At 71.7% G+C, this 13,438-nt stretch carries 12 protein-coding genes and 1 pseudogene; 5 read left to right on the plus strand and 8 right to left on the minus strand.

All coding sequences use genetic code 11. From position 1 onward, the window contains the following. Positions 1 to 79 precede the first annotated feature (79 nt). A complete protein-coding gene (locus D0Z08_RS10890) occupies positions 80 to 1,129 on the plus strand; it encodes a calcium-binding protein (protein ID WP_147381396.1) in 1,050 nt (349 codons plus the stop codon). Positions 1,130 to 1,134: 5 nt separating this feature from the next. Then, the gene (locus D0Z08_RS33390) at positions 1,135 to 1,257 is read left to right on the plus strand and encodes a hypothetical protein (protein WP_281271722.1); all 123 of its coding nucleotides are present in this window, start codon (positions 1,135 to 1,137) and stop codon (positions 1,255 to 1,257) included. Here the strand turns inward: D0Z08_RS33390 and msrB are convergent, their stop codons facing one another. The 4 genes from msrB to D0Z08_RS10910 form a co-directional block, all read right to left on the minus strand. After that, positions 1,258 to 1,662, minus strand: a complete 405-nt coding sequence (gene msrB, locus D0Z08_RS10895) for a peptide-methionine (R)-S-oxide reductase MsrB (RefSeq protein ID WP_118925260.1) — start codon at positions 1,660 to 1,662, stop codon at positions 1,258 to 1,260. It lies immediately after the preceding gene. Between the two features lie 62 nt (positions 1,663 to 1,724). Then, positions 1,725 to 2,465 carry a hypothetical protein gene (locus tag D0Z08_RS10900; protein WP_118925261.1) on the minus strand — a complete coding sequence of 247 codons (741 nt, stop codon included), beginning with the start codon at positions 2,463 to 2,465 and terminating at the stop codon, positions 1,725 to 1,727. Between the two features lie 31 nt (positions 2,466 to 2,496). Continuing rightward, positions 2,497 to 3,222: a hydrogen peroxide-dependent heme synthase gene (hemQ, locus tag D0Z08_RS10905; RefSeq protein WP_118925262.1), complete on the minus strand. Its 726-nt coding sequence runs from the start codon at positions 3,220 to 3,222 to the stop codon at positions 2,497 to 2,499. Positions 3,223 to 3,271: 49 nt separating this feature from the next. Beyond that, positions 3,272 to 4,615 (minus strand): protoporphyrinogen/coproporphyrinogen oxidase, encoded by a 1,344-nt coding sequence (locus tag D0Z08_RS10910; RefSeq protein WP_118925263.1) that lies wholly within the window; start codon positions 4,613 to 4,615, stop codon positions 3,272 to 3,274. Positions 4,616 to 4,656: 41 nt separating this feature from the next. On the opposite strand from D0Z08_RS10910, the gene D0Z08_RS10915 reads away from it, so the two are divergent. After that, positions 4,657 to 5,535, plus strand: coding sequence for an NYN domain-containing protein (locus D0Z08_RS10915; RefSeq protein ID WP_118925264.1), 879 nt, complete (start codon positions 4,657 to 4,659; stop codon positions 5,533 to 5,535). A gap of 17 nt (positions 5,536 to 5,552) precedes the next feature. Here the strand turns inward: D0Z08_RS10915 and hemE are convergent, their stop codons facing one another. Continuing rightward, the gene (gene hemE / locus D0Z08_RS10920) at positions 5,553 to 6,605 is read right to left on the minus strand and encodes a uroporphyrinogen decarboxylase (RefSeq protein WP_118925265.1); all 1,053 of its coding nucleotides are present in this window, start codon (positions 6,603 to 6,605) and stop codon (positions 5,553 to 5,555) included. Between the two features lie 95 nt (positions 6,606 to 6,700). Here hemE and D0Z08_RS10925 point away from each other — a divergent pair, with 95 nt between their 5' ends. Both D0Z08_RS10925 and D0Z08_RS10930 read left to right on the plus strand, forming a co-directional pair. Continuing rightward, a complete protein-coding gene (locus D0Z08_RS10925) occupies positions 6,701 to 7,315 on the plus strand; it encodes a DUF3000 domain-containing protein (protein ID WP_118925266.1) in 615 nt (204 codons plus the stop codon). Further along, a complete protein-coding gene (locus D0Z08_RS10930; RefSeq protein ID WP_118925267.1) occupies positions 7,315 to 8,694 on the plus strand; it encodes an HRDC domain-containing protein in 1,380 nt (459 codons plus the stop codon). The genes D0Z08_RS10925 and D0Z08_RS10930 overlap by 1 nt, the downstream gene beginning before the upstream one ends. Here the strand turns inward: D0Z08_RS10930 and D0Z08_RS10935 are convergent. From D0Z08_RS10935 to hrpA, 3 genes and pseudogenes are all read right to left on the minus strand, one after another. Continuing rightward, positions 8,691 to 10,091, minus strand: coding sequence for an extracellular solute-binding protein (locus D0Z08_RS10935; RefSeq protein WP_118925268.1), 1,401 nt, complete (start codon positions 10,089 to 10,091; stop codon positions 8,691 to 8,693). The genes D0Z08_RS10930 and D0Z08_RS10935 overlap by 4 nt on opposite strands. 264 nt (positions 10,092 to 10,355) lie before the next feature. Then, positions 10,356 to 10,955: a hypothetical protein gene (locus tag D0Z08_RS10940; protein WP_118925269.1), complete on the minus strand. Its 600-nt coding sequence runs from the start codon at positions 10,953 to 10,955 to the stop codon at positions 10,356 to 10,358. Positions 10,956 to 11,035: 80 nt separating this feature from the next. Beyond that, positions 11,036 to 13,378 (minus strand): annotated as a pseudogene (gene hrpA / locus D0Z08_RS32945) (ATP-dependent RNA helicase HrpA); the annotation flags it as partial. Positions 13,379 to 13,438 lie beyond the last annotated feature (60 nt).

Genomic DNA, 13,438 nt, shown 5'->3' on the forward strand with positions numbered 1-13,438 from the left:
CGTGAATCAGGGTTAGCCCTTTTGCACGAAGGTTCCCGCCGGGAGGCAACCACAGCCCCGCCCGCGCGTCTGGACTGGCATGAAGCGCACTATCGCAGCAGCCGTCCTCGCCGCCGCTCTTCCCACGCTCCCGCTGGCAGGCCCTGCCTCAGCGGGCGAGCCCATGTGTCGTGGCCAGGAGGCCACCCACGTCGGTGTGCCAGGTGAGCTGCTCATCACCAGCCCGGGACCGGACGTCATCGTGACCAACGGCGCGCGCGCCGTACGGTCCCTCAACGGCGACGACGTCATCTGCGCGACCGGCAACCAGGCGGTCACGATCACCCCCGGCGGCGGCGACGATGTCGTCGACGCCCGGTCGATCGGTGACGACGGTTGGGCCACGACCCATCTCGGCGCACGCGGGGTGGCCGGCAGCTCGGGCGACGACGTCTACCTCGGAAGCGCCAACAGCGAAGCCGTTCGACTCGCCTCGGGCGCGCCGGCGGACCGCAAGCGGGTCAGCCTGGGTGGCGGCGAGGACTACTTCACGGTCGAGGACGGCTATCCCGGCCGCGCGCGGGCGTGGCTCGGCGCGGGGCCCGACCAAGCCTCCGTCTACGGGATCCGGTCCGGGATCGACCTCGACTTCGGACCCGGCCGCCACGACCAGCTCACCGCGTGGTGCGACGACTGCGAGGACGCGACCTTCAACCTGCGACGCGGGACGATCCGGGTCGACGGCGCGCCCGCCGGGCAGGCGTCGAACATCGAGAAGCTCGAGTTCGACACCTCGACCCTGGGGGCCGTGCACAGCGCGACGGTGATCGGCAACGATGCCGCGAACTGGATCTCCTTGCACGCGTGCCTCAGCGAGGTTCGCGCCGGCGCCGGCAACGACGATGTCTATGCCAGCGGGCACCAGAACGTCTGTGGCCGGCTGGAAGCCGAGATCCTCGGCGGCGCGGGTGACGACTTCCTCTGGGGCTGGGACGGTCGTACGACGACTCGTGGCGGTCCCGGCGACGACGCGATGGTCGGCGGTCCGGGCAGTGACACCCTCCGCGGTGGCGACGGCCAGGACCTCGCCCGCGGCGGCCCGGGCGAGGACGCCTGCCGGGCGGAGCTCCGACGAAGCTGCGAGAGTTGAGCGCCGTGAGGTGGACGATCCCGGCCGCGCTCGCGGCCGCCGTACGACGTCATCTGCGCGAGAGGGTCGCCGGTTCGTCTCCCTCATCCCCGGGCGGCGCCGAGACCAAGTTCTCCTGCGAGCGCTGATCAGGCCTCGTCGGCGGGCTCCAGGGTCAGGCTGATCGAGTTGATGCAGTAGCGGTCACCGGTCGGGGTGCCGTAGCCGTCCGGGAAGACGTGGCCGAGGTGCGAGCCGCAGTTGGTGCACCGGACCTCGGTGCGGACCATGCCGGCGGACTTGTCCTCGATGTACTCGATCGTGTCGCTGATCGGCTGGTAGAAGCTCGGCCAGCCGCATCCCGAGTGGAACTTCGTGTCCGACTCGAAGAGCTTGGCCTGGCACGCCTTGCAGCGGTAGACACCCTTGGTCTCGGTGTCGGTGTACTCGCCCTTGAAGGCGCGCTCGGTGCCGGCCTTGCGGAGCACGGCGTACTCCTCAGGAGTGAGCTCTGCCTTCCACTCCTCGTCGGTCTTCTCCACGTTGTAGGTCATGGTTCCGAGGCTACCCACGGGCCGTTCGGCTCACGCCGCAGTCAGGTAAAGATTCGCCCCGGTCAGACGTCGTCGGTGGGCACCGGCAGCGGCTCGACCTGCCCTGGCGGCGGCGCCTCGATCGTCACCGGCTCGCCCCACTCGCTGAAGGTCGCGTCGACGGTCTCGCCCATCGCCACCACGATCATCCGACGGAGCAGGTTGTGGTCGTCGAGCCATAGCCGGTAGGTGACGTCCGGAACGCGCTCGATCGGCACGTCGAGCTCGTCCGCCAGGAACTCCTTGCGCATCCTCACGTCGTAGCGGTGGGTCATCCCGTACTCGACCTCGTGCGACGCGCCGTACTCGAGCGTCTCGATGCCGGACTCGAAGGTCGACGCCATCTCCGCCGGGCTGCCCATGCTCATCTCGGCGAGCACCTGGTCCACGAGGTAGTCGGGGAGCTGGAAGTAGATCCGCTCCCCCTCGTCGCGGAAGTAGGCCTCGCCGTCGACGATCGTCATCTCCCCGACGGTCACACCGTCGTCATAGGTGCCGGTCATCGCGAGATCGTCGTCCGTCGCGCCGTACCGGACGTCCATCGACATCGTCCCGACGCCGGCCTCCATCTCCAGGTGCATCGTCGGATGGCGGAACATCGCCTCGGTGATGGCGTCGGCGAAGGTGGCCTCGGTCAGCGGCACGTAACCAGGCTCTGCCTCGATCAGCTGCCAGTGGGAGTCGACGAGGCGGCACCCCGATACCAGCGCCGGCAACGCGAGCGCAGTCGCGGCAAGCGGCAGCGCACGTTTCCCCCAGGACATGGTCGAACGGTAGACGCCGGCGCGGTTCCGGTCAGGGGATCCGGTCGATCAGGTCCGCGACCTCGACCCGGGCGCCGGTGTAGAACGGCACCTCCTCGCGCACGTGGCGGCGGGTCTCGGACCCACGCAGGTGGCGCATCAGGTCGACGATCCGGGTCAGGTCGTCGGCCTCGAAGGCGAGGATCCACTCGTAGTCACCGAGCGCGAACGACGGCACCGTGTTGGCGCGGACGTCGGGGTAGTCGCGGCCCATCTGGCCGTGCTCGGCGAGGAGGCGGCGGCGCTCGGTCTCGTCGAGGAGGTACCACTCGTAGGAGCGGACGAAGGGGTAGACCGCCACGTAGGCGTGGGCCCGCTCGTCGGCGAGGAACGCCGGCAGGTGGCTGCGGTTGAACTCCGCGGGCCGGTGCAGGGCCATCTGCGACCACACCGGCGCCAACCGCGAGCCGAACGCCGTACGACGAAGCCGGTGGTAGGCCTGCTGCAGCTGGTCGCTGGTCGCGGCGTGCCACCAGACCATGAGGTCGGCGTCGGCGCGGAGGCCGGCGACGTCGTACACACCGCGGACGACCACGTCGTCCGCGGCGAGCTCAGCGAGCAGGGCCTCGACCTCGGCCGCCTCGCTCTTGCGGACGACGTCGTCGCCGCCGATCGGGCGCTCGAGCTTGAAGACCGACCACATCGTGAAGCGGATCGTGTCGTTGAGCTCGTTGATCTTGGCGGCGTTGGACTTGATGTCCGCCTGCGGGTCGCTCATGCCTCCATTGTGCCGAGTCGGGTGGGTGAGAGTGACCGATGGGTCACTCTCACCCACCCAGCTCACCGGCGGCGCGATGGCCGGAGGCGATGCAGGCGGCGATGCCGACGCCGTCGTACGCCGCTCCGCACACCGCGAGGCCAGGGACCTCGGCGACCGCGGCGCGGATCCGGGCGACCCGGTCGAGGTGGCCGACCCAGTACTGCGGCAGGCCGCCGCCCCAGCGCTGGACGACCGCGTCGACGGGGCTCGCGGCCAGCCCGGTCGCGGCGCCGAGGTCGGTCAGGGAGGCCCCGACCAGCTCCTCGTCGGAGACCTGGAGAGTCGCTTCCTCGCCGAACCGGCCGAGGGAGGTGCGCAGCACGAGCAGCCCGTCCGCAGCGGCCCGCACCCAGTCCCACTTCGCGAACGAGAACGTCGAGGCCTTGATCGCCCGATCGTCGACCGGCGGCACCAGGAATCCTGCGGCGCCGACGTCGAGGGCCTCGGCCACGCCGGGGTCGTCGGCACGGAACGCGAGCGTCACGAGTGCGACCGATGCGTAGCCGATCTGCTCCAGCTCCCCCGCCGCGACGGGCGCGACGTCGGCCAGCAGTCGCGCCGACGGCGCCGCGGGGGTCGCGAGGACCAGGCCGTCGGCGGCCTCCTCACCGCCGGCGGTGGAGACCACGAAACCCGAGCCGGTACGGCGGACCGCGGTGACCGGGGCGTCGTACCGAAGTTCGACCCCGGGCCGCTCGCGCAGGTCCGCCTCGAGCGCAGCAGGCAGGCGCCACATGCCGCCCTCGACGCCCGCGAACATCGGCGGCGCATCCGCGGGAGGGGCCGGGAGCGTGAACTCCCTGCGGGCGAGCAGCTCGGCGAGCTGGGGGGCAGCCGAGCGGATCGAGATGTGGCGCGCCTGGCCGGCGTAGACGCCGCCGAGCAGGGGCTCCACGAGCCGGTCGACGACCTCCTGGCCGAACCGGTTGGCGACCAGCCAGCCGACCGACTCGTCCTCGTCGGGGTGCTGGATGTACTGGTGCCGGGCCCGGCTCATGCCCTCCGGCGAGAGGATCCCGGAGGCCTCGAGCTGGTCGAGGTCCAGCGGGGCGCCCATCAGGGTCCGGGGCAGCGGGCGCAGCGCGTCACGGGTCCAGATCCGCGACGTCGCCGGGGTGGGGTGGGTCAGCGGCAGTCCGACCGCGGTCGCGAGGTCGACCCCCTCCGGGCGGCGGTTGATCATCGCCTCGGCGCCGACGTCGACCGTGATGCCGGCGACCTCGCCGCGCCGCAGCTTGCCGCCCACCCGGTCGGTCGCCTCGAGGACCAGCACCTCGTGGCCGGCGTCGGCCAGGCCGCGGGCCGCGGTCAGCCCGCTGATCCCGCCACCCACCACGATGAACCGGCTCACGGCACCAGCGTGGCAGACGCTGACAGGACATGATGGGTCGCATGTCGACCCCGAACGCGCGCCTGGCTGTCCTGATCGACGCCGACAACACCTCGCCGAAGCACGCCAGTGCCCTGCTCGACGAGCTGGCGTCGTACGGCGTCGCGTCGGTCAAGCGTGCCTACGGCGACTGGACGACCCCGCAGCTGGGCGGCTGGAAGAGCGCCCTCAACCAGCACGCGATCGTGCCGATCCAGCAGTTCGCCTACACGACCGGCAAGAACTCCACCGACTCGATGCTCATCATCGACGCGATGGACCTCCTTTACTCGGGCAACCTCGACGCGTTCGCGCTGGTGTCGAGCGACAGCGACTTCACCCGGCTCGCGACCCGGATCCGCGAGTCCGGCAAGACCGTCTACGGCCTCGGGCTGCGCAAGACGCCGGCGTCGCTGGTGGCCGCGTGCGACCGGTTCATCTACCTCGAGGTGCTGGGGCGGGAGCCCGCCCAGCCCGCCAAGGTGTCGTCGCCGGAGGAACCGCCGCTTCCCGATCTCGAGAGCCTGCTGACGCGCGCCGTCGACCACTCGTCCTCCGATGAGGGCAGCGTCGGTCTCGGGTCGCTCAGCAACTACCTGCGGAGCCAGAGCGCCTCGTTCGACCCGCGCCTCTACGGCTACTCCAAGCTCTCCGCGCTCGTGCAGGCCCAGCCCTACCTGACCGTCACCGGCAGCGGGAGCGGGATCCAGGTGAGCCTGAAGTCGGCTGCTCAGGCACCGCCCGCCAAGAAGGCGACGGCGAAGCGGGCTTCCGCACGGCGGACGCCGGCCAAGAAGGCGACGGCCGAGAAGCCGGCCGAGAAGGCCGTCGAGCAGCCGACGGAGAAGCCGGAGAAGCCCGCCTCGCAGAACACGGCGTCCAAGAGGCGGCGCGCTGGCTGACGCCCGCGGCTCCAGGACTAACCGAGCGGGTAGGACTGCACGAACTCCGTCAGCCGGGCCAGCTGGTCGGGATCGGTCGACGGGATCACACCGTGCCCGAGGTTGAAGACGTGGCCGCGGGCGGCCCGCCCGGCGTCGATGATCTCGGCCGCGCGGGCGGTCATCACGTCGGTCGGGGCGAAGACCAGGGTCGGGTCGAGGTTGCCCTGGACGGCCCGGTCACCGACGACCGGGATCGCGGACGCGAGCGGGGTGCGCCAGTCGACACCGACCACGTCGGCACCCGCCTCCCCCATCAGGCCGAGCAGGTTCGTCGTACCGACGCCGAAGTGGATCCGGGGTACGCCGAGGGCGCCGACCCGCGCGAGCACGGCGGCGGAGTGCGGCATGACGTACTGCTCGTAGTCGGCGGGCGTCAGCGCGCCGGCCCAGGAGTCGAAGAGCTGGACGGCGGAGGCGCCGGCAGCGACCTGGACCTCGAGGAACGCCGCAGAGACGCCGGCGATCTTGCGCATCAGGGCGTCCCAGACGTCCGGCGCGCCGAACATGAGCGCCTTGGTCTTCGCGTGCTCCTTGGAGGGCCCGCCCTCGACGAGGTACGACGCCACCGTGAACGGCGCGCCGGCGAAGCCGATGAGCGGCGTGCCACCGTTGATCCCGGCCAGCTCGCCGACGAGCGACCGGACCGCCTCGGTGATGAACGGGACGTGCTCGGGTGTCAGGTCCGGGATCGCCTCGACGTCGGCGAGGGTGCGGACCGGCTGGGCGACGACCGGGCCGACCCCCGGCTTGATGTCGAGGTCGACACCGACGGCCTTGAGCGGCAGCACGATGTCGGAGAAGAAGATGGCCGCGTCGACGCCGTACCGCCGCACCGGCTGGAGGGTGATCTCGGTGACCAGCTCGGCGTTCATGCAGGACTCGAGCATGTTGGTGCCCTCGCGGATGGCGAGGTACTCCGGCAGCGATCGGCCGGCCTGGCGCATGAACCACACCGGGGTGTGGGGCACGGGCTCGCCACGCACCGCCTTGAGGAATGCGCTGTCGCTGAGGTCGTGAGGCTCGCCCATATCGGACCTAGGATCTCAGGCGGCCCCGGGTCGGCGCACACCGGTAGGCGGCGTGCCGCGGACCCGATCCCGCCGCCGTCTCCTATGGTGGCTTCATGGTCGCCCGGCAGGAGTCGCACCAGGGGTCCGGCGCGGCCGGCGAGCCCCCGGAGTTCAGCGCTGCCGTGGCGGCGATGCGTGAGGCGGTCCTGCGCCCCGAGATCTTCTGCGAGGAGATGCCCGCGCCGCAGCGGATCGCGCCGTTCGCGACCGCTCTCTCGGCCGACGTCACCCTCGATGACGAGGAGGTCGCGACCGGCCGGATCGTGCTGCTGCACGACCCGGCGGGCAACGACGCGTGGGACGGCACCTTCCGCTGCGTGGCCTACTGCCGGGCCGAGATCGACCGCGACCTCGCCACCGACCCGATGCTCACCGACGTGGGCTGGACCTGGCTCACCGACGCGCTGGAGTCGCACGCGGCGGCGTACACCGCGCTGTCGGGGACGGTGACGCGGGTCGCGACCGAGAGCTACGGGACGATGGCCGGCGACGGCGGCTCGGCGCAGCTCGAGGTCCGGGCCTCCTGGACCCCCACCGACGCCCCGGCGCTCGGCGCCCATGTCGAGGCCTGGGGCGAGCTGCTGTGCACGGCAGGCGGACTCGAGCCGGTGCCCGACGGAGTCGCGGTGATGCCGTCGCGACGTGGCCAGCGGGGCGCCCCACTCTGATGCCGCAGGACGACCAGCCCGCACCGGAGACCGATTCGGCGCCTGCGGAGGCTGTGCCGGAGCCCGAGGTCGCGCTGCTCGCGCTGTCCGAGGGGCTGCCGCCGCTCATCGACACCGACGAGGCGCTGGCGGAGTACGCCGCCCAGGTCGCCGCAGGGAGCGGACCGGTCGCGATCGACGCCGAGCGGGCCTCGGGCTACCGCTACTCCAACCGCGCCTACCTGATCCAGGTCCGCCGAGAGGGCGCCGGCACCGGCCTGATCGACCCGATCACCCTGTCGTCGCTCGAGCCTCTGCAGGAGGCGATCGGGGACGCCGAGTGGATCCTGCACGCGGCGACGCAGGACCTGCCGTGCCTGGCCGAGGTCGGGCTCACCCCGGTCGCACTGTTCGACACCGAGCTGGCCGGCCGCCTGCTCAACTACCCGCGGGTCGGGCTCGCGACCCTGGTCGAGACCCTGCTCGGTGCCCGGATGAAGAAGGAGCACTCCGCGGTCGACTGGTCGACCCGGCCGCTGCCCGAGCCGTGGCTCGAGTACGCCGCGCTCGACGTCGAGGTCCTGGTCGAGCTCCGGCAGCTCCTGGCCGACCAGCTCGTCGAGGCCGGCAAGGACGACTGGGCGCGTCAGGAGTTCGACAACCTGCGCTCGTTCGAGGCCGCGGTCCGCACCGAGGCGTGGCGTCGTACGTCGGGCCTGCACAAGGTGCGCGGGCGACGGGCGCTCGGCGCCGTCCGGGCGCTGTGGGAGGCCCGGGACGAGATCGCCCGCGAGCGCGACGTCACGCCCGGCCGGCTGATCCCTGACGCGGCGATCGTGGCCGCGGCCACCGCGATGCCCACCAGTCGCGCGGCGCTGATGTCCACGCCGGGCTTCCACGGCCGCGGCGCCTCGCGCTACTCCGCCACCTGGCTGCAGGCATTGCGGTCGGCGGCCGAGATGGACGAGGCCGACCTCCCCAGCCGCACTCCGCGCGGCGACGGTCCCCCGGCCCCGCGGGCATGGGCGGAGAAGAGCCCCGTGGCCGCACGGCGGCTCGAGCTGGCCAGGGCCGCGGTTGCTGCGCTCGCGGAGGAGCACGACCTGCCTGCCGAGAACCTGCTCACCCCCGACCACCTGCGCCGGGTGATGTGGGAGCCGCCGTCGACCCGCGACCCGGTCGAGCTGCTGGAGCGGCTGATCGACCAGCTGCGCGCGCTCGGATCGAGGAGCTGGCAGATCGGGCTGACCGCCTCGGCGCTCGCCCGCGCCGTGCTCGACGCGGATGCGCAGGCGAAGGAGAAGAGGGCGTCGAAGCAGGCGAAGCCGGAGCCCGACGCAGAGGCAGACGTCGCGGCAGACGTCGAGGCGGACGTCGAGGCGGACGTCGAGGCCGACTAGTTCGTCGGGCTGGTCGACTCGCTCGGCCCGTCGGTGCCTTCCGGCTCCTCGGGATCGAGCACTGCCTGCGACCTCTCGTCGATCGCCTCGAGCTCGGACTCGAGGTCCTCGAGCAGCGGCTGGGTGAGCAGGCGCTCGAGGTCCGGGTCGACGGCCGCTTCGAGCTCGGGCCAGCCCTCGATCAGCGGGGACAGCCGGATCGAGCGGACGGAGTTGACGAACGCCCGCGCGTTGGCCGGTTGCAGGTTCGGCTGCAGGAACGCCTCGGAGAAGCTGACGTTGATCTTGATCGGCATCACGGAGCCGGTGGCGGCCAGCTTGGACACCGCGTCGTCGCTGAGCAGGTTGACCAGGAAATCGGCCGACTGCTCGACGCGCTCCTGCGGGCCCTCGGCGACGCACACGCCGGTGAGGTCGCCGACCGTCGCGTCGTCGTCGAGCTCGGGCATCGGCATCACGTCGAAGCGCAGCCCGTCGACCTCGCGCAGCTCGGGAGTGAGGTCGCGGAAGCCGGCGACCATGCCGAGCCGGCCCTCCTTGAAGTACTCCAGAGCCGACTTCTCGCGCAGCTGCCGGTTGGTGAGGGTGATCGTCGGGTCGCGCAGCACCTCGAGGGTCTCGCGGAGGGAGTCGACGGAGTCCTCGTCCGACAGTGCGAGCGACTTCGGGTCGTCGTCCTCGTCGAAGAGCTTGCCGCCGCCGGCGTACACGAACGGGGCCAGGCCCCGCAGCGTCGGCTGGATGTAGACGCCCTTGGTGTCATTGCGCGGCCGGCTGGCGAATGCCGCGGCCGCCCGGAACATGTCGAGCGTCCAGTACTCCCTGTCCTCCGGCGGCACCGGCAGCTCGCGCGCTGCCATCCGCTCGAAGTCGATCAGGTCGGTGTTGTAGTACATGACCATCGGCGAGCCGGAGTACGGCATGCACTGGAGGTTGTCGTTGGCGGTGAACGCCGAGATCGCGTCGCGGGGGAACTCGTCACCGAACGCCACGCCGCGCTCGTCCAGCAGGTCGAGCAGGGGCCGGTTGCGGCCCGCCTCGAGGGTCTCGGCGAGCTCGTCGCGCGGCAGCAGGTACAGGTCCGGAGTGACCTCGCCGGACCGGACGTCGGCCAGCATCGCCGATGAGTCGGGCCAGGCCTCGAGGTGGACGTCGACCACCACCGACTCCATGTTGTAGTCGGCGACGATCGAGCGGTAGGCCGCGACCTCCTGCTCGTTGCCCCACACGGCGAAGACCAGCCGGGACATGCCCGAGGGTCCTTGGGTCGGGCTGGTGCCGCCATTGCGGGTCGGTCCCTCGCCGTCGGAGTAGAGAACCATCGCCACGACGACGCTGATCGCCACCACGACAACGGCGACGAGCGTGCGCCAGTCGAAGCGCGTCAAGCTGAACATCAGTTGCGTTCTCTCCCCTGTGGCCCCTGCGGTGCGTTCCCGGCCGCCCACCCTACCCACCGGTAAGGACACACCACGACGGAGTTACGCGGCCGCACGAGCCAGCGGTACGACGTTCCTGGCTGTTGAGTGCACCGGGCCGGGAGCGCCTCACGGCGCGTGGCCGCTCTAGGCGGCTAATTTTGGGACCCGGGGCTGCCGCGACCCGGCGCACTCGTGGGCGAGTTTAGAGCAGGGTCGGTGATCCACCCTGCATTCGCGAATTCAGCCGAGCCCGCGCTCGAGCTCGACGTGACCGGCGGCCTCGAGCTGCTCGGCCAGGCCGAGCATCCGTCGTACGCCGTCGTCACTCGCGCTCGGCAGCGCTGCCCGCCCGGTGGCGACGACCCGGGCGAACGCTGCGGCACGGAAGAGGACGTCGGCGAAGTCGCCGGAGGCGATGCCGCGCAGCACCTCGTCGATCATCGAGCGGAGCTCGTCGGGTCCGGGCGGATCGGCGACGCCGGCCACCACCCGCGCCACCTGGGCTGCCGAGCGTCCGGCCTCGAACTCGCGCGCGACGGCCGCCGGGTCGGCGTACACCCACGACCTCAGGAGGTAGAGGCGCCACAGGCACCCGGCCAGGGAGTCCGGCGCCGATCCCGACCAGACCTCGGCGATCGCCTCGATCCCCTCGGTGTCGGCCAGGTGCACGAGCCGGTCGGCGACGGTGCTGTCCGAGCTTGCCCGGGCACCTCGCACCAGGAGGTTCGCGGCCCGGTCGGCCGCCTCCCGCAACAGCTCCGGATCACTGCCCGACGCGAACGCGTCGAAGAAGTCCGCCGTGCGCGCGGAGGGGCGGTGGTGGGGGCGTCCGTCGGACATCTGGTCAGACTACGACTGGCGGCGTAGTCCCTGACGATTCTGCTGCCGAATCGCCCGAATCACGACAGATTCGTCAGGGACTATCGCGCTTTCGGCCCGTCAGCGTTGTCCAGCAGCTTGCGGATGCGGACGTCGCTGACCTTGCCGGCGGTGCCGAGCTGGGGCGCCCAGAGCGACACCCGGAACTCCTCGAGCTGCCAGCGGACCTGACGCAGTGTGGCACCGGGCGGGCGACCTTCGGGGAGCGCGTCGATGCGGTGGAGGTAGGCCTCCTGCAGGGGTCGTACCCGGTCGAGCCACTCGCGGTCGCGCAGCACTGCGGTGCGTCCCTCGCCGAGCTGCTCGCGGCGGCGCCGGATCGCCCCGAGATAGACCGGGTAGCGCCGCAGCTGCGTCACCCCGGCATCGCCGACGAAGCCGGCGGGCACCAGCCGTCCGAGCTGCGCCTGCATGTCGGAGAGCGCCGGCAGCAGCGCGAGCTCGGCGCGGCCGGCGAGCAGGCGGTCGGTCTCGCGGTGCGCGTCGAGCACCCGCAGCAGGTCCGGCAGCAGCGCTCGTACGGCGCCCGCGGCCCCCTCGTGGCCTGCGCGGATCGAGGCGAGCAGGGCGTCGCACTGCTGCTGGGTCCGGACCATCCCGCCGGCCTGCGCCGCGTCCACGGCCTCGGTGACGACCGCGCGGAGGCAGTCGGCGAGCAGCGCCTGCACCGAGGGGTACGACGTGCCCGCCAGGCGCAGCTTCTCCTCGTTGGAGAGGCCGGCCAGGAGACGGTCGGTCAGTGAGGAGCTCCGTTGGTCGAGCTTGTCGAGACCGATCAGCAGCAGCCGGATCAGCCCGAGCCGGTGCCGGGCGTCCCGCTCGGCGGCCGATCCGAAGACCTGGAGCCCCACCGTGGCGCCCTCGTCGACGAGACCCGGGTAGGCCTCCACCTCGTGGCCGGCGCGGGTCCAGGTGGCGGTCGCGGCGATGTCGCCGAACTCCCACGAGGTCTCACCGGTGCGCGCGACACCGCTGTCCGCCGCGACCTCGGCCATCGCCTGCTCGAACCGCGGCCGCAGCGGGGCCTTGAGGGCGGCGAGATCCTTGCCGCGTGCCTGCTCGTGGCCCTTCTCGTCGACGACCCGGTAGCTCGGCCGCAGGTGCGGCGCGAGCGCGTCGAGTCCCCAGGCCTCGCGCGGGACGTGGACGCCCGTCGTCGAGCGGAGGTAGCGCTCGAGGGCGTCGAGCAGCGGCTCCTCCCCCGCCGGCACGTCGGCGAGGAACGCACGGGCGGTGTTGGGCGCGGGGACGAAGTTCACGCGAAGCTGCTTGGGCAGGCTGCGCAGCAGCTCGGTCACGAGCTCCTCCCGCACGCCCGGGACGTTCCACGAGAAGTCGTCGTCGCCGACCCGGTTGAGCACGGCCACGGGCACGTCGATCGTGATCCCGTCGTCGGCGGCGCCCGGCTCGAAGTGGTAGGCGACGTCGAACGTCAGGCCGCCGTCGGCGACCCACTGCTCCGGGTAGTCCTGCTCGGTCACCTCGGCCGCGGCGTCATGGGTGAGCATCGCCGGGTCGAAGGTCAGCAGGCCGGGCCGCTCGCGCCGTACTCCCTTCCACCACTGGTCGAAGTGGGCGCCGCTCACCACCTCCGCCCCGACCCGGGCGTCGTAGAAGTCGAAGAGCGTGTGCTCGTCGACGACCAGGTCCCGGCGGCGGGCCCGGTGCTCGAGCTCCTCGGCCTGTTGGAGGAGCAACCGGTTGTGGTGGAAGAACTCGTGTCGCGTCGACCACTCGCCGTAGACGAGGGCATGCCGGATGAAGATCTCCCGCGCGAGCTCGCGGTCGACCTTCCCGTAGGAGATGAGCCGGTCGGTGACGAGCGGTACGCCGTACAGCGTCACCCGCTCGCGCGCCATCACCGACTGCCGCTTCTGCGACCAGTGCGGCTCGGAGTAGGTGCGCTTCACCAGGTGCGCGCCGAGGCGCTCGGCCCACTCGGGCTCGATCGTGGCGTTCTGCCGGGCCCAGAGGCGCCTGGTCTCGACCAGCTCGAACGCCATGACGTACGGCGGGTTCTTCCGGGCCAGTCCGCTGCCCGGGAAGATCGCGAACTTCGCGCCGCGGGCGCCGAGGTACTCCCGAGGGCCGGGCCGCCGCTGCTGCTTCTGGCCCGGTCGCGCCTTCTCCCGTTCCTCAACGACGCCGATGTGGCTCAGCAGGCCGGACAGCAACGCCTGGTGGATGCCGTCGGCATCCGGCTCGCCCTCCCCGCCCTCGATCCGGATGCCGATCTCCTTGGTGACCTGGCGCAGCTGGCTCTGGAACTCCTGCCACTCGCGGACGCGGAGGTAGTGCAGGTACTCGCGCTTGCACATCCGACGGAACGCACTGCCGGACAGCTCGCGCTGCTGCTCGCGCAGGTAGCGCCACAGGTTGAGCCAGGTGAGGAAGTCCGAGCCTTCGGCCTTGAACCGCGCGTGCGCCTGGTCGGCGCGCGCCTG

The organism is Nocardioides immobilis (assembly GCF_003515065.1).
Taxonomy (GTDB): Bacteria; Actinomycetota; Actinomycetes; order Propionibacteriales; family Nocardioidaceae; genus Nocardioides; species Nocardioides immobilis.

Bases quoted from the DNA above. Each gene is read 5' to 3' on its own strand.
- D0Z08_RS10890 (WP_147381396.1), top strand. From the start codon at position 80: ATGAAGCGCACTATCGCAGCAGCCGTCCTCGCCGCCGCTCTTCCCACG.
- msrB (WP_118925260.1), bottom strand. From the start codon at position 1,662: ATGACCTACAACGTGGAGAAGACCGACGAGGAGTGGAAGGCAGAGCTC.
- D0Z08_RS10900 (WP_118925261.1), bottom strand. From the start codon at position 2,465: ATGTCCTGGGGGAAACGTGCGCTGCCGCTTGCCGCGACTGCGCTCGCG.
- hemQ (WP_118925262.1), bottom strand. From the start codon at position 3,222: ATGAGCGACCCGCAGGCGGACATCAAGTCCAACGCCGCCAAGATCAAC.
- D0Z08_RS10915 (WP_118925264.1), top strand. From the start codon at position 4,657: ATGTCGACCCCGAACGCGCGCCTGGCTGTCCTGATCGACGCCGACAAC.
- hemE (WP_118925265.1), bottom strand. From the start codon at position 6,605: ATGGGCGAGCCTCACGACCTCAGCGACAGCGCATTCCTCAAGGCGGTG.
- D0Z08_RS10925 (WP_118925266.1), top strand. From the start codon at position 6,701: ATGGTCGCCCGGCAGGAGTCGCACCAGGGGTCCGGCGCGGCCGGCGAG.
- D0Z08_RS10930 (WP_118925267.1), top strand. From the start codon at position 7,315: ATGCCGCAGGACGACCAGCCCGCACCGGAGACCGATTCGGCGCCTGCG.
- D0Z08_RS10935 (WP_118925268.1), bottom strand. From the start codon at position 10,091: ATGTTCAGCTTGACGCGCTTCGACTGGCGCACGCTCGTCGCCGTTGTC.
- D0Z08_RS10940 (WP_118925269.1), bottom strand. From the start codon at position 10,955: ATGTCCGACGGACGCCCCCACCACCGCCCCTCCGCGCGCACGGCGGAC.